The organism is Streptococcus infantis, from assembly GCF_047464215.1.
Classification (GTDB): Bacteria; Bacillota; Bacilli; order Lactobacillales; family Streptococcaceae; genus Streptococcus; species Streptococcus infantis_P.
In genome coordinates this window covers 62,980-78,424 of the sequence record NZ_JASHCG010000007.1, presented here as the reverse complement: position 1 = coordinate 78,424, position 15,445 = coordinate 62,980, and the positions used below count along the sequence as shown (strand labels likewise).

11 protein-coding genes are annotated in these 15,445 nt (G+C 43.0%); 1 reads left to right on the top strand and 10 read right to left on the bottom strand.

Annotated elements, in window-relative coordinates; genetic code table 11:
* The first annotated feature begins 221 nt into the window (after positions 1-221).
* Positions 222-4,604 (top strand): G5 domain-containing protein, encoded by a 4,383-nt coding sequence (locus tag QM469_RS05660; RefSeq protein WP_414308238.1) that lies wholly within the window; start codon positions 222-224, stop codon positions 4,602-4,604.
* Between the two features lie 98 nt (positions 4,605-4,702).
* Here QM469_RS05660 and purB read toward each other — a convergent pair whose 3' ends face one another.
* The 10 genes from purB to purF form a co-directional block, all read right to left on the bottom strand.
* Positions 4,703-6,001, bottom strand: coding sequence for an adenylosuccinate lyase (gene purB, locus QM469_RS05655; protein ID WP_311522434.1), 1,299 nt, complete (start codon positions 5,999-6,001; stop codon positions 4,703-4,705).
* 11 nt (positions 6,002-6,012) lie between these two features.
* Positions 6,013-6,855 (bottom strand): hypothetical protein, encoded by an 843-nt coding sequence (locus QM469_RS05650; protein ID WP_311522433.1) that lies wholly within the window; start codon positions 6,853-6,855, stop codon positions 6,013-6,015.
* A gap of 25 nt (positions 6,856-6,880) precedes the next feature.
* The gene (locus QM469_RS05645) at positions 6,881-7,576 is read right to left on the bottom strand and encodes a hypothetical protein (RefSeq protein ID WP_311522432.1); all 696 of its coding nucleotides are present in this window, start codon (positions 7,574-7,576) and stop codon (positions 6,881-6,883) included.
* 9 nt (positions 7,577-7,585) lie between these two features.
* Positions 7,586-8,659, bottom strand: a complete 1,074-nt coding sequence (purK, locus tag QM469_RS05640; protein ID WP_311522430.1) for a 5-(carboxyamino)imidazole ribonucleotide synthase — start codon at positions 8,657-8,659, stop codon at positions 7,586-7,588.
* Positions 8,646-9,137, bottom strand: coding sequence for a 5-(carboxyamino)imidazole ribonucleotide mutase (gene purE, locus QM469_RS05635; protein WP_311522428.1), 492 nt, complete (start codon positions 9,135-9,137; stop codon positions 8,646-8,648). The genes purK and purE overlap by 14 nt, the downstream gene beginning before the upstream one ends.
* Before the next feature lie 190 nt (positions 9,138-9,327).
* Positions 9,328-10,590 carry a phosphoribosylamine--glycine ligase gene (purD, locus tag QM469_RS05630; RefSeq protein WP_311522427.1) on the bottom strand — a complete coding sequence of 421 codons (1,263 nt, stop codon included), beginning with the start codon at positions 10,588-10,590 and terminating at the stop codon, positions 9,328-9,330.
* Between the two features lie 121 nt (positions 10,591-10,711).
* The gene (purH, locus tag QM469_RS05625) at positions 10,712-12,259 is read right to left on the bottom strand and encodes a bifunctional phosphoribosylaminoimidazolecarboxamide formyltransferase/IMP cyclohydrolase (protein WP_414276235.1); all 1,548 of its coding nucleotides are present in this window, start codon (positions 12,257-12,259) and stop codon (positions 10,712-10,714) included.
* Between the two features lie 82 nt (positions 12,260-12,341).
* Positions 12,342-12,896: a phosphoribosylglycinamide formyltransferase gene (gene purN, locus QM469_RS05620; protein ID WP_414276234.1), complete on the bottom strand. Its 555-nt coding sequence runs from the start codon at positions 12,894-12,896 to the stop codon at positions 12,342-12,344.
* The gene (gene purM / locus QM469_RS05615) at positions 12,896-13,918 is read right to left on the bottom strand and encodes a phosphoribosylformylglycinamidine cyclo-ligase (protein ID WP_414276233.1); all 1,023 of its coding nucleotides are present in this window, start codon (positions 13,916-13,918) and stop codon (positions 12,896-12,898) included. The genes purN and purM overlap by 1 nt, the downstream gene beginning before the upstream one ends.
* A 40-nt stretch (positions 13,919-13,958) precedes the next feature.
* The gene (gene purF, locus QM469_RS05610; RefSeq protein WP_414276232.1) at positions 13,959-15,401 is read right to left on the bottom strand and encodes an amidophosphoribosyltransferase; all 1,443 of its coding nucleotides are present in this window, start codon (positions 15,399-15,401) and stop codon (positions 13,959-13,961) included.
* Positions 15,402-15,445 lie beyond the last annotated feature (44 nt).

Below are 15,445 nucleotides of genomic sequence, written 5' to 3'. Positions count from 1 at the left end.
AGCACGCTAGCTTTTAGTAGGAAATATCAAATGGCTTTAAACTATAATTTGGAGAAATTTTACTAAAAACAGAGTAAAGATTGAAAAGCAGTTCAAATTAAATAACTTCTTATATTTTTTATAGGTATTTTATTAAAATACTTGACTTTACTAGATTCAGATAATACAATGGAATCAGTTTGTGAAAACGCTACCAAAACAATAAATTAGGAGGTTATTTAATGAAACCAGAAAATAAACAGCGTTTCTCTATTCGTAAATACGCAATCGGAGCAGCCTCTGTCTTGATCGGCTTTGCCTTTCATGCGCAAGCTGTTGCCGCTGATGGAGTCGTACCTACTACAACAGAGAATCAACCTACTATCCAAGCCGCAGGAGAATCGTCTCCACAGGCCAGCGAAGAAAAACTTGAAACTAGTCCTACACCAGAAGCCGTAGTTCCTGCAGCTCCAGTGACACCTGTAACAAACACTGAAGCACCAAAAGTTGAAGCTACTCCTGCACCTATTGTAGAAAAAACTGTTACAACCGAAGAAACTCCAGCAAAACCAGAAGTAACTGAAGAAGCTAAGCAGCCAGAACCAGAAAAGGCAGAAAACAAAGAAGTTGCTAAAGTTGAAACTCCTGTAGTCGCTACAGAGAAAGCAGCTCAAGTCAATGAAAAACTAGCTAAAAAGAAAATCGTTTCAATCGATGCAGGGCGTAAATACTTCTCTCCTGAACAACTGAAAGAAATCATCGACAAAGCCAAACACTATGGCTATACTGATCTTCATCTTTTAGTGGGAAATGATGGCTTGCGCTTTATGCTTGACGATATGTCTCTAACTGTTGGTGACAAGACTTATGCCAGTGACGATGTCAAACGTGCTGTCGAAAACGGAACTAATGCCTACTACAACGATCCAAATGGTAATCACCTAACTGAAAGCCAAATGACCGACTTGATTAACTATGCTAAAGATAAAGGTATCGGCCTTATCCCAACAGTTAACAGTCCTGGTCACATGGATGCTATCCTCAATGCCATGAAAGAATTGGGTATTGAAAAGCCTAACTTTAACTATTTTGGTAAAGAATCAGCGCGTACTGTTGACCTTGACAATGAAAAAGCTGTTGCCTTCACAAAAGCTTTAATTGATAAGTATGCAGGCTACTTTGCTGGTAAGTCTGAAATCTTCAACATCGGTTTGGATGAGTACGCTAATGATGCTACTGATGCCAAAGGATGGAGCGTTCTTCAAGCCTATAAATGGTATCCAGAAGATGGATTCCCAGACAAGGGCTATGACAAATTCATCGCCTATGCTAATGACCTAGCTCGTATCGTTAAATCTCACGGTCTTAAACCAATGGCCTTCAACGACGGTATCTACTATAATAGTGATACAAGTTTTGGTACCTTTGATAAAGATATCATCGTGTCTATGTGGACTGGTGGCTGGGGTGGTTACGATGTCGCTTCTTCTAAACTACTAGTTGAAAAAGGGCACGAAATCCTCAACACTAACGATGCTTGGTACTACGTTCTCGGCCGTAATGCTGATGGACAAGGTTGGTACAACCTTGATCAAGGTTTGAATGGTATTAAGAGCACACCAATTACTTCAGTTCCAAAAACTGAAGGAGCTGATATTCCTATCATCGGTGGTATGGTAGCTGCTTGGGCTGATACTCCATCTGCCCGCTACTCTCCATCTCGTCTATTCAAGCTCATGCGCCAATTCGCAAATTCAAATGCTGAATATTTCGCTGCTGACTACGAGTCTGCTGAACAAGCTCTGAAAGAAGTTCCAACAGACCTTACTCGCTACACAGCAGAAAGTATTGCAGCCGTTAAAGAAGCTGAAAAAGCCATCCGTTCTCTTGATGGCAACCTCAGCCGTGCTCAACAAGATACTATTGATCAAGCGATCGCAAAACTCCAGGAAGCTGTTAGCAACTTGACCTTCACTCCAGAAGCTCAAAAAGAAGAGGACGCTAAACGCGAAGTTGAAAAACTAGCTAAGAACAAGGTTATCTCTATCGATGCTGGACGTAAATACTTCACACTAGACCAGCTGAAACGTATCGTTGACAAGGCTAGCGAACTTGGTTACTCTGACATCCATCTCCTCCTTGGAAATGATGGACTTCGCTTCCTACTGGATGACATGACTATCACTGCAAATGGCAAGACCTATGCTAGTGACGATGTGAAAAATGCCATCATTGAAGGAACAAAATCTTACTACGACGATCCTAATGGAACTACTTTGAACCAAGCTGAAATTACTGAACTTATCCAGTATGCTAAAGATAGAGGCATTGGAATTATCCCTGCCACCAACAGTCCTGGACACATGGATGCTATGCTTGTCGCTATGGAAAAATTAGGCATCGCAAACCCTCAAGCTAATTTTGACAAGGTTTCAAAAACAACTATGGACCTTGAAAACGAAGAAGCAATGAACTTTACAAAAGCTCTTATCGGCAAGTACATGGATTTCTTTGCAGGTAAAACTAAGATCTTCAACTATGGTACAGATGAGTATGCCAATGATGCTACCAACGCTCAAGGTTGGTACTACCTCAAGTGGTATGGCCTCTATGGTAAGTTTGCGGATTATGCTAATAGCCTAGCTGCCATGGCTAAAGAAAAAGGTCTTCAACCAATGGCCTTTAACGACGGCTTCTACTACGAAGACAAGGATGATGTTGAGTTTGATAAAGACGTTATCATCTCTTACTGGTCTAAAGGATGGTGGGGTTACAACCTTGCATCTCCTCAATACCTAGCAAGTAAGGGGTACAAATTCCTTAACACGAATGGAGATTGGTACTACATTCTCGGTCAAAAACCAGAAGATGGTGGTGGCTTCCTCAAAAAAGCTATTGAAAATACTGAAAAAACTCCATTTAACCAGCTAGCTTCAACTAAATACCCTGAAGTTGACCTACCTACTATTGGTAGTATGCTAGCTATCTGGGCTGATAGACCAAGCGCTGAATACAAGGAAGAAGAAATCTTTGAACTCATGACTGCCTTTGCAGACCACAACAAAGACTACTTCCGTGCTGACTACAAAGCACTACGCGAAGAACTTGCTCAAATCCCTGAAAACTTAGAAGGATATAGCACAGAAAGTCTCGATGCTCTCAAAGCTGCTAAAGAAGCTCTTAACTACAATCTTAACCGTAATAAACAAGCTGAGTTGGATGCACTTGTAGCTAATCTTAAAGTAGCTAGACTAGGTCTTAAACCAGCCGCAACTCACTCAGGAAGTCTTGATGAAAGCGAAACTCCTGCTGCTGTTGAAAACCGACCAGAGCTTCTCGTTAAGACAGAAGAAATTCCTTTTGAAATCGTTAAGAAAGACAATCCTAACCTCCCAGCAGGACAAGAAAAAGTCATCACTGTCGGTGTCAAAGGAGAACGTACAAATTACCTTTCTGTCGTGACTGAAAATGGTATGGAAACCGAAACAGTTCTTGAAGACAAAGTCACAAAAGAACCTATCACTCAAGTGGTAGAAGTTGGAACTCCAGTCACTCACGTAGGAGACGAAGAAGGAGTTGCTCCTGTTGCAGATGCAAAACCACGTGTTGTCATCGAGGACGAAGAAATTCCATTTACAACCATCACTCGCGAGACTCCTTCGCTACCTAAGGGACAAACTCGTCTAGTAACTGCAGGTGTGAACGGTCGTCGCAGCTACTTCTATTCTGTAACTACGGCTACTGATGGAACTGAAGTTAAAACTCTAATAAGCAGTGAAGTAAACCTAGAACCTATCACCCAAGTGGTAGAGGTGGGGAACCCTGTCACTCACCTTGGTGATGAAAAAGGACAAGCTACTATTGCTGAAAACAAACCAAGAGTTGACATCCAAAATGAAGAAATTCCATTTACAACCATCACTCGTGAAACTAATCAATTACCTAAAGGACAATCTCGTATCGTGACTGAAGGTGTAAACGGCCGTCGTAGCCATTTCTACTCTGTGACTACTGCTGCTGACGGAACTGAAGTTAAAACATTGGTTACAACTGTCGTAGCGCAAGAACCTGTCGCTCAAGTGATTGAAGTGGGGAACCCTGTCACTCATGTTGGTGATGAACATGGGCAAGCTGCTATTGCTGAAAACAAACCAAGAGTTGACATCCAAAATGAAGAAATTCCATTTACAACCATCACTCATGAAACTAATCAATTACCTAAAGGACAATCTCGTATCGTGACTGAAGGTGTAAACGGTCGTCGTAGTCATTTCTATTCTGTAACTACGGCTGCAGACGGAACTGAAGTTAGAACATTGGTTACAAGTGTCGTAGCGCAAGAACCTGTTGCTCAAGTGATTGAAGTGGGGAACCCTGTCACTCATGTTGGTGATGAACATGGACAAGCTGCTATCGCCGAAGAAAAACCAACACTAGAAATCCCAAGCGAGCCAGCTCCAGCAACTGTTCCTGCTGAGGAAAACAAAGCACTTCCTCAGGGTCCAGCTCCTGTTGCAAAAGAAAATAAACTTCCTGAGACAGGAAGCCAAGGTTCAGAATGGTTGATTGCTACTGGTCTTATGTCAGCTCTCACAGCTTATGGACTTAGCAAGAAAAAAGATTAAAGATGAATCTTTTGATATAAGATAAAAAGCGGGACTTAAGTCTCGCTTTTTTGTGTTGAATATAAGTACTGTTTTACTTGTGAACCTATCACAGCATATTAGTCACCGAGTCCGAGGCGGTCAAAGATATCATCCACTCGTTTGGTGTAGTATACAGGGTTGAAGATTTCGTCGATTTCTTCTTGAGTGAGGCGAGAAGTTACCTCTGGATCTGCTTCTAGAAGTGGTTTGAAGTCAACTTGGTTATCCCAAGAGTAGGCTGTTTTTGGTTGTACCAAGTCATAGGCTTGCTCACGGGTCATACCTTTCTCAATCAAGGTCAACATGGCACGTTGGCTAAAGATAAGACCAAAAGTCGAGTTCATGTTGCGAATCATGTTTTCTGGGAAGACTGTCAAGTTCTTGACGATATTTCCAAAACGGTTGAGCATGTAGTCAATCAAGATGGTCGTATCTGGCGTGATGATACGCTCAGCTGATGAGTGAGAGATATCACGTTCATGCCAAAGGGCTACGTTTTCATAAGCTGTTACCATGTGACCACGAATGACACGCGCAAGACCTGTCATGTTTTCAGAACCGATAGGGTTGCGTTTGTGAGGCATAGCTGAAGACCCTTTTTGCCCTTTAGCAAAGAACTCTTCTACTTCGCGTTGCTCAGATTTTTGAAGACCACGGATTTCCGTTGCCATACGCTCGATAGAAGTTGCGATGCTAGCAAGAACTGCAAAGTACTCAGCGTGAAGGTCACGAGGAAGCACCTGTGTAGAGATTTCTTGAGCACGGATACCAAGCTTGTCGCAGACGTATTTTTCAACAAATGGTGGAATGTTGGCAAAGTTACCAACCGCACCAGAGATTTTACCAGCTTCCACACCAGCAGCCGCATGCTCGAAACGCTCGATGTTGCGTTTCATTTCGCTATACCAAGTTGCCAATTTAAGACCAAAAGTTGTCGGCTCAGCGTGCACACCGTGGGTACGACCCATCATAATGGTGAACTTGTGCTCCTTAGCCTTGTCAGCGATGATGTTGGTGAAGTTTTCTAGGTCACGACGGATGATGTCGTTGGCCTGCTTGTAAAGGTAACCGTAGGCAGTATCCACCACGTCAGTAGAAGTCAAACCATAGTGGACCCACTTGCGCTCTTCACCAAGAGTCTCAGAAACCGCACGTGTGAAGGCCACCACATCGTGACGAGTCTCCTGCTCGATTTCCAAAATACGGTCGATGTCAAAGTCCGCTTTCTCACGAATCAAAGCCACATCTTCCTTAGGGATTTCCCCTAACTCAGCCCATGCCTCGTCAGCCAAGATTTCCACCTCAAGCCAAGCACGGTATTTATTTTCTTCAGTCCAAATGTTCGCCATTTCGGGGCGAGAGTAACGTTCGATCATGTTGTTTCTCCTTAATCTTTTGGTGTATATAAATCTTTATAGAATTTGTCATTAAAAGATTTAAATTTATTGTCTTGACTATCTAGTTTTCCCCTAAAATAAATATACTTAGGTTCTTTATCTATTAAATCAGCAATATTTCTTGTATTAGAACGTTTTTGTATCTGCTCTAAACTTGAATATATATTCGGATAGTTAGAGCTTATAAATTGTATCTGTAGTATTTTTTTATTAAAACTTGCAATAGAAACTTGAGCTAGACCGTAAAATATCTTTTGTTTATCCTTCACAAGAGGTTTTTTAATATCAACAAAATATTCATCCAGAGAAAGTAATTCATTTTCTATTCTGATATTTTTTAAACTTTTATCAATTTGCGGATCTTTATAAAGCTCTACAAACGTTGCCACAGCAGAAAGTTGTCTATCATGAACTTGTTTTCTATAAATATTTGTTCTAGAGAAAGTTATCGAATGCTCTGTAGTATCAAGTGAAGCAACACTTTTTTTACCATTTACCTTCGCTTTACTCAATGACTTCTTAACAGATATTATTCCACTATCTGAAATTGTTCCTTTAGCCCCTAAAACTTCCTTATTCACCTGTTCCTTAAATTCTTGTGGGGATATGCAAGTACAACCTTCAACATGTAGTTCGTCATTATGAGATGGTTTAAAATAAAACCTTTTCCCACCTCTTCTTTTCCAGTTTGTACATGTTAAAGGAATTTCACAATTATTATCAATACACCTAAATTGTTTTTCAGAATTCAATCTTCCTTCAAGGGAATATTTTTGCGCCTCAAGTGCACTAATGGTCTCACTCAATTCTAAACTATACGCTCGTTCAACCACAACCTACCCCATCCTTTCAATTCTTTTACTGATAATACTTTCCATCTATCTTCAACCTATTTTTTATTTGCTCAATAAAAGGCTTAAGACGTCTATACGCTAATTTGCCAAGCTCTAACTCATATTTAATTTCTTTCCTTTGTTCAGCAATCAAGTGGATTCCATTTCTATAACTATAAATCTCAATTATTTCTGCTGGCAAATCTATTACACTATCTTCCCTATGAATTTTACCAATTAAGTTCAATTTCTCAGCTGTTCGACATTTATCATCAAATCGAATCGAAGTCTTTTGTTTTTTCTTTCTCTTATAATATATAGTGTGTATTTCTTTACCATCATGAGATAATTCAGCTTGTAATTTCTCCTTCTTATTTTGTGGAATACATATACTGGTAGGTACATTATCTTGATGAGTTAAATCTTCATACTCAGGAGTATCTGAATAATAGGTATTTAAAACATACTCTAACACCGCTTCATAGATAGATGCATAAGAGAGAATTTGACTCCTAATTTGAAATCTTAAATGTATATCAGTTGCTTCTAGTCCCTCATATAATTTATAAGCGTATCTAACAGATTGAAATTCCTCTATAATCCGTTTTTTTAAATCAGAATCTTGTATAAAATCAAATTCTTCTTCATACCAATCTTCTTTAGGTAGGTGACTTTCACAATATTTTTGAATTTCTTCTTGACTACTTTTTGGTAATGGCATAATAACTCTTTAAAACTCCTCTACTTCATCCGGCACATCACTAAACAAAGTCACGTGTCCCATCTTGCGATTCTGCTTTGCTTCTATTTTACCATACAGGTGGAGGTGGGCGCTTGGATTTTCTGTGACATATTTTTCAGCGGCCTCGACATGCTGGCCGAGGACATTGAGCATGACGGCTGGGGCATGCAGATGGATAGCTGGCAATGGTGCTCCCAGAACACCTAAAATATGGGTATCAAACTGGGAGAAGTCGCAGGCTTCGATAGAGTAGTGGCCTGAGTTGTGTGGACGTGGCGCAATTTCATTGACAATGATGTCATCAGCAGTCGCAAACATTTCCACGCAAAGGGTGCCAGATAGGTGCAGTTGTTCAGCAATTCGCACCGCCATGGCTTTGGCCTTGTCAGCTAGACTGTCAGAAATACGGGCAGGAACGATAGTTTTAGATAGGATGTTGTTGCGGTGGATATTTTCCTGAACTGGGAAAACCGTCACATCCTTACCATTCCCAGACACAATGACAGAAATCTCCAAGTCGAAATTGACAAATTCTTCCAAAACGCAGTCTGCTGAATCTGCTAATGCATAGGCTTCTACCAAGTCTGCTTCTGAGCGAATGACCTTTTGTCCATGCCCATCGTAGCCACCTGTCGCAGTCTTGAGGACATAGTTTTTCGATAGGTCAATATCTGCCAAATCTTGGCTTGAGGTCACAACCTTATAAGGTGCCACGGTGACTTGGGCCTTATTTGAGAGAAAGTCCTTTTCAAAAATACGGTTTTGAGAAATGCGAAGCAGATCTGTCCCTTGTGGGAGCTGTCCTTCTTTGATAACGGCGTCAAGGCCATCAGCATCCACATTTTCAAACTCATAGGTGAGGACATCGCAACGCTCAGCCAACTGACGGAGGGCATCCACATCGGTATAAGGTGCCACGATGATTTCCGCCACGCGAGAGGCCGGGCAATCCGCAGCAGGATCAAGTGCAATGACCTTGTGACCCATGTAAATAGCAGAAATGGCCATCATCTGACCAAGCTGACCGCCACCGATAATTCCGATTGTTTTAGATGAGCTCATTTGTAGACTCCTCTGCGATTTTTCCTTGTTCTTCTGCGAAATCTGCCAAAGCTGTCGCGATAGCCTGATCCTCTACTGACAAGAGACGGAGGGCAAAGAGGGCAGCGTTAGTCGCACCTGCTTCACCGATAGCCATGGTTGCGACTGGCACACCACCTGGCATCTGAACGATAGAGTAGAGCGAGTCCACGCCACTAAGAGCACGTGTTTTGACTGGTACACCAATGACAGGCAGAGTGGTTTTGGCAGCTACCATACCTGGCAAGTGAGCAGCGCCACCCGCACCTGCGATAATGACCTTTATGCCACGGCTACGTGCTTCTTCGGCATGTTTGAACATGAGGTCAGGCGTCCGATGGGCGGAAACAACTTTCTTTTCGTAAGCGACGCCGAAGCGGTCTAGAACTTCTGCTGTTTTTTGCATGGTTGCCCAGTCGGATTTTGAGCCCATGATGATGGAAATAATTGGTTTAGTCATAATTTTTCCTTTTTCTTCTTTTTTGATAATGGTCTTAGGTGGTGGGGACGGAAGCAAACCTTCGGTTTCATTCCTAAAATTTGAGCCTAAGGTCTCAAATTTTCCCTAGACCAGAACAGATACTGTTCTGGTCTTTTCACCACGGCGACCATTGTCGTGTTTGGCGACTGCGTCGCCTTTTCTTATATCTTTATCTAATTGCCTTGCTTCCGATATCGGTTCGGTAGAAGAGGCCTTCTGTGTTTTGGTTGTTGAGTTCCTTGTAGATAATGTTTTGGCCGTCTTTAACGGTATCTGCTGTTGTGACGAGAATATAGACACGTCCGCCGTTTGAGATGAGACCTTGGCCGTTTTCAGCGAATTTGGCACCGGCATAGTAAGTGATGATGTCGCCTTCTGTCTTGGTAGGAAGCTTGACACCTTTCTCATAAGCGAGTGGATAACCGTTTGATGCTACAACCACACCTAGTGTCACACCCTTATCCGTCCAAGTAATAGCTGGCTCTTTACCATCTAAAATGTCAGTGATGTTTTGTGCAAAATCTGATGTCAAGCGAGGCAAGATGATTTGCGTTTCAGGATCTCCAAAACGAGCGTTAAACTCGATAACTTTGGGTCCATCAGCTGTCAAAATAAGACCTGCGTAAAGGACACCAAGATACGGACGGCCTTCTTTGATCATACCTTCAAGAACTGGCTTGATAATAGTCTCCACTGCCGTATCAACTACATTCTGTGGTAAGTGTGGAACTGGCGCATAGGCACCCATCCCACCAGTGTTAGGCCCCTTGTCGTTATCATAGGCACGTTTGTGGTCCTGAGCTGTTGGCATGATGTAGAACTTGTCACCATTGACAAAGGCAAAAAGTGAAAATTCCTCTCCTGCAAGAAACTCCTCGATAACCACACGCGCACCTGAGTCACCGAATTTATTGTCCAAGAGCATCTCGTGAGCAGCTTCGACTGCTTGCTCGACTGTCTCCGCAACGACAACACCTTTCCCAAGGGCCAAACCGTCTGCCTTGACTACGATTGGAGCGCCTTTTTCTTCGATATAGGCCTTGGCTTCCTCGAAATCTGAGAAGGTCCCATAGGCTGCTGTCGGAACATCATATTTGACCATGATTTCTTTAGCAAAATCCTTAGACCACTCCAGCTCAGCCGAAGCTTTAGTCGGACCAAAAGCCTTGAGACCTGCTGCATTGAAATCATCCACGATTCCGGATGCAAGGGCATCATCTGGCCCGATAAAGGACCAAGCTATATCGTTGGCTTTTGCAAACTCAATCAATTTAGAATGTTCGGAAATAGAGATATCCACCAATTCCAGACCATCCAGAGTCATCCCGTCATTTCCAGGAACTACAAAGACTTTTTCAACGTCTTTTGACTCAAGCAACTTCTTAGCAATGGCATGTTCACGACCACCCGAGCCGACAACTAACAGCTTCATCTTTCAACCTCTTTTGCGAATTATTTACCAATATTATACCATAAACGTTCGTTTTAATCTTGTTTCGTTTCGCTTTTAAAGTAAAAAAAGGAAAGAAACTGTTTTCTTCCCTTTTATTTTCTTAATGTCTAAAATGTCTCACGCCTGTGAAGACCATGGTCAAGCCGTATTTATCAGCAGCTTCGATGGATTCTTGGTCACGGACGGATCCACCAGGCTGGATGATGGCCTTAATACCTGCTTTGGCGATTTCTTCCACGTTATCCGCAAATGGGAAGAAGGCATCTGAAGCAAGGACAGCGCCCTCAAGACGGTCTTTAGCTTGGTCAATAGCAATACGGACAGAAGCCACACGGTTGGTTTGACCAGGACCAACACCAAGTGTCATGTGGTCATTGGTTACGATAATCCCATTTGATTTGACGTATTTAATAGCTTTCCATGCAAACTCAAGGGCCGTCGCTTCTGTCTCAGTTGGTTGGCGTTTGGTAACCACTTGCCAGTCAGCCTGACTTTCTTTCACAACGTCTTGGTTTTGAACGAGGAGACCACCAACAACACCTGTGTATTCTGCTTCTGCTTCACTGGCATCTTGTGCGTCAAATGGCAAGGCTAGGATGCGCAAGTTTTTCTTCTTAGTTGTCAAGATTTCAAGCGCTTCGTCAGAATAGCTTGGTGCAATGATGATTTCAAGGAAAACACCGTGCATTTTTTGAGCTGTCGCAGCGTCCACTTCACGGTTGAGAACGACAATACCACCGAAGATAGAAACTGGGTCAGACTCATAAGCGTAGTCCCAAGCTGTTTCGATATCGTCAGCTTGACCGATTCCACATGGGTTCATGTGTTTCAAAGCCACAACGGTTGGACGATCTTTGAAGTCACGGATGATACGGATAGCAGCATCAGCATCACGGATATTGTTGAAGGATAATTCCTTACCGTTAAGCTGTTTAGCAGATGCAATAGAGTAGTCTGTTGGCAAGGCTTTTTGGTAGAAGTCTGCGTCTTGTTGAGGGTTCTCACCGTAACGCATTGGTTGCTTGAGGTCATAAGTCAAAGTGAGTTTTTCAGGCTTGCTTTCACCCACTTGAGCTGTGAAGTATTCCGCAATCAAGGCGTCATAAGCTGCTGTGTGACGAAATACTTTGGCTGCCAAACGTTGGCGAGTTTCATAAGAGGTTTCGCCGTTTGCTGCCAACTCGTCCAAAACCACAGCGTAGTCAGCAGGATCTACCACAACTGTAACACTGGCATGATTTTTCGCTGCTGAACGAAGCATAGATGGACCTCCAATATCGATGTTTTCAACCGCGTCAGCGTAAGTCACATCTGGTTTAAGGATAGTTTCCTTAAATGGGTAAAGGTTGACCACCACAAGGTCAATGAGCTCAATCTTGTTGTCCTTAGCCGCTTCCAAGTGGCTATCCAAGTCACGACGTGCGAGAAGCCCTCCGTGGATATTTGGGTGGAGGGTCTTCACACGACCGTCCATCATTTCTGGGAAACCAGTCACATCATCGATAGCAATGGTGTCCACCCCAGCATTGTCAAGGGCAACCTTGGTCCCACCTGTCGAGATGATATCCCAACCAAGTTTTTTTAGTTCTTGGGCAAATTCTACAATGCCCGCTTTATCTGAGACTGAAATAAGTGCTCGTTTAGTCATGTTCTTTCTTTTCCTTTTTAAAAAAGTTCTTTCTTTGCTACAGTGCTACAGTCGAAAATTTTCTTTCAGCTCGAGGGCTTCCTTATTTTCGTGCAGCCCCCAAAATATCCAAGACCTCTGGATAAAGTTTGTACTCTGTTTCGTGGATGCGAGTTTCGAAAGTATCAAGGGTATCCCCTTCAAGGCGCGGCACACGGACTTGTTTGATGACCTTACCGGTATCAACGCCCGAATCCACCCAATGAATGGTCACACCAGACTGGTCAACGCCTGCATTCCAAGCATCCTCAATACCATGAGCGCCTGGAAATTCAGGGAGATAAGCTGGGTGAATATTGATGATACGGCCTTCATAAGCTGCTAACAAGGTTGGACCGACGATTTTCATGTAACCTGCAAGACAAACCAAGTCAATCTGGTGTTCATCTAAGAGCTCAACAATGGCTCCTTCGTAGTCTGTCTTATTCTCAAACTCCTTGAGTTCGAAGGCATAGGATAAAACTCCAAGATTTTCGGCACGCTCAAGTACATAGGCATCCCGGTTATCTGAAAAGACAAATTCAACTGGAAATTGTTCTGCAATGACCTGAAAGTTTGAACCATTTCCAGAAGCAAAAACAGCAATTTTTTTAGCCATTATTTTATCACCACACTTGCATCTGCCTTCTTGACAATTCGACCGATTTCATAAACAGGCTCGTCAAGAAGTTCTTTGACACGTTCCACATTCTCTGGTTTCACCGCAAGCATGAGACCAATACCCATGTTGAAAATTTCAAACATTTCTTCGTGTTTGATTTGACCATATTTTTCAAGGGCTTTGAAAATTGGAAGGACTGGTACTTTGCTTTCATCAATTTCAGCAGCCAAGTCATCAGCGAACATACGTGGTACATTTTCGATGAAACCACCACCTGTGATGTGGGCAATCCCATTGACCAATTCTTCTTTGATGAGCGGCAAAGCTGCTTTGACGTAGATACGAGTTGGTTCAAGAAGAACGTCTTTAAGTTTCTTCCCTTCCAATTCTGGGAGAACTTCTTCACCTGTATAGTCCGCAAAGACACGACGCACGAGTGAATAACCATTTGAGTGGATACCGCTTGAAGCAAGCCCCAGAATCACATCGTCTTCAGCTACTTTTGAACCGTCGATGATTTGAGATTTTTCTGCAACACCGACTGCAAAGCCAGCCAAGTCATAGTCATCTTCACCGTACATACCTGGCATTTCAGCTGTTTCCCCACCGATGAGAGCTGCACCGGCTTGCACGCAACCTTCTGCAACACCTGCAACGACTTGTTCCAATTTAGCAGGTTCATTTTTACCAGTTGCGATATAGTCAAGGAAGTAGAGGGGCTCTGCTCCTGCAGCGATAATATCGTTAACACACATAGCTACACAGTCTTGACCGATCGTATCGTGTTTGTCGTACTTGATAGCCAGCATGAGTTTAGTGCCGACACCATCTGTACCTGAGATCAAGACGGGCTCTTTGACACCAGTTTTTGAAAGGTCGAACATACCACCGAAGCCACCGAGAGCTCCCATAACACCTGCACGCTCCGTACGTGCCACGTGTTTTTTGATGCGTTCAACAACTTCATAACCTGCTTCAACGTCCACACCCGATTGAGCATAAGCATTTTTATTCGTCATTTTATTCATTCCTTTTCTTTAATCGAGAGTCTTTAGCCGTCTATTTGTAAAAACTGATCTTGTCATCCAAACTTCTGCGATAGTCTTCTTCATAGTCATAGAGAGGAGTTGGATATTTCCCATCAAAGTAAGCCACACAGAGGCCGCCATTTGGTGCATCTGTCTCAATACCGATTGAGTCAATTAAGCCCTCAATAGAAAGATAGGTCAGGCTATCTGCACCAATAATTTGACAGGTTTCTTCAACCGTATGATTAGCCGCAATCAATTCCTCACGACTCTGAATATCAATTCCATAGAAACATGGATAAGCCAGAGCTGGGCTAGCAATCGCCACATGAACTTCTGTAGCACCTGCTTCTTTCAGCAATTTTACGATACGACGAGATGTTGTGCCTCGTACAATCGAGTCATCGATCATGACCACGCGCTTGCCTTTAACGACACCAGAGACAGCAGACAATTTCATCCGAACCCCTTGCTCGCGCAATTCTTGGGTCGGCTGGATGAAGGTTCGTTGGGTATATTGGTTCTTGATGAGCCCCATTTCATTTGGTAGACCTGATTCTTCCGCAAATCCCATAGCTGCGCTAAGAGAGGAGTTTGGCACCCCGACCACGATATCAGCTTCATACTTGAACTCACGTGCCAGTTGAGCTCCCATTCTCTTACGAGCCGTATGGACATTGACTCCGTGGATATTGGAATCAGGACGGGCAAAGTAAATATATTCCATGGAACAGATAGCCAGTTGAGTATCGTTTGTATAGCTATCATACTGGATGCCATTATCATCAATGATGACAATCTCACCTGGTTTCACATCGCGAATCCACTCAGCACCGATTACTTCAAAGGCACAGGTTTCAGAGGAAACCACTACTGCTCCATTAGCCATTTTCCCGATTGACAGAGGACGGAAGCCATTTGGGTCAAGCGCGGCAATTAACTTATCTTCAAACATCAAGAGATAAGCAAAACCACCTTTAACAAGACTGAGTGCTTCCTTGATTTTACCCATCAGGTTTGGATTGTGGCTACGGCGAATAAGGTGAGCCAAGATTTCAGAGTCAGAGGTTGAGCTGAAAATCGCTCCTCTTTGTTCCAATTCTTGCTTGAGCGATTCTGCATTGGTCAGATTCCCATTATGAACCAAACCAAACTGCATATCATGAAAGCGGAAAAGGAAAGGTTGGATATTGTCTACAGAAGCTTCTCCCGCAGTCGCATAACGCACGTGCCCAATCGCTCCAGTTCCTGTCAATTTATCCAAATTCGCAGGATTTTTGAAGACTTCTGATAAAAGCCCCATATCACGATGACGCTTCAATTTCCCTTGGTCATTGGAGAGGATTCCTGCCCCCTCCTGACCACGGTGCTGAAGGCTATGGAGTCCAAAATAGGTCAATTTGGCAGCGTCTGGGTGACCCCAGATACCAAAAACACCACATTCCTCATTAAGAGATTTTACTTCGTATGTCATTTTATATACCTAATTTTTATTTGTGTATCATTCCTTAACGATAC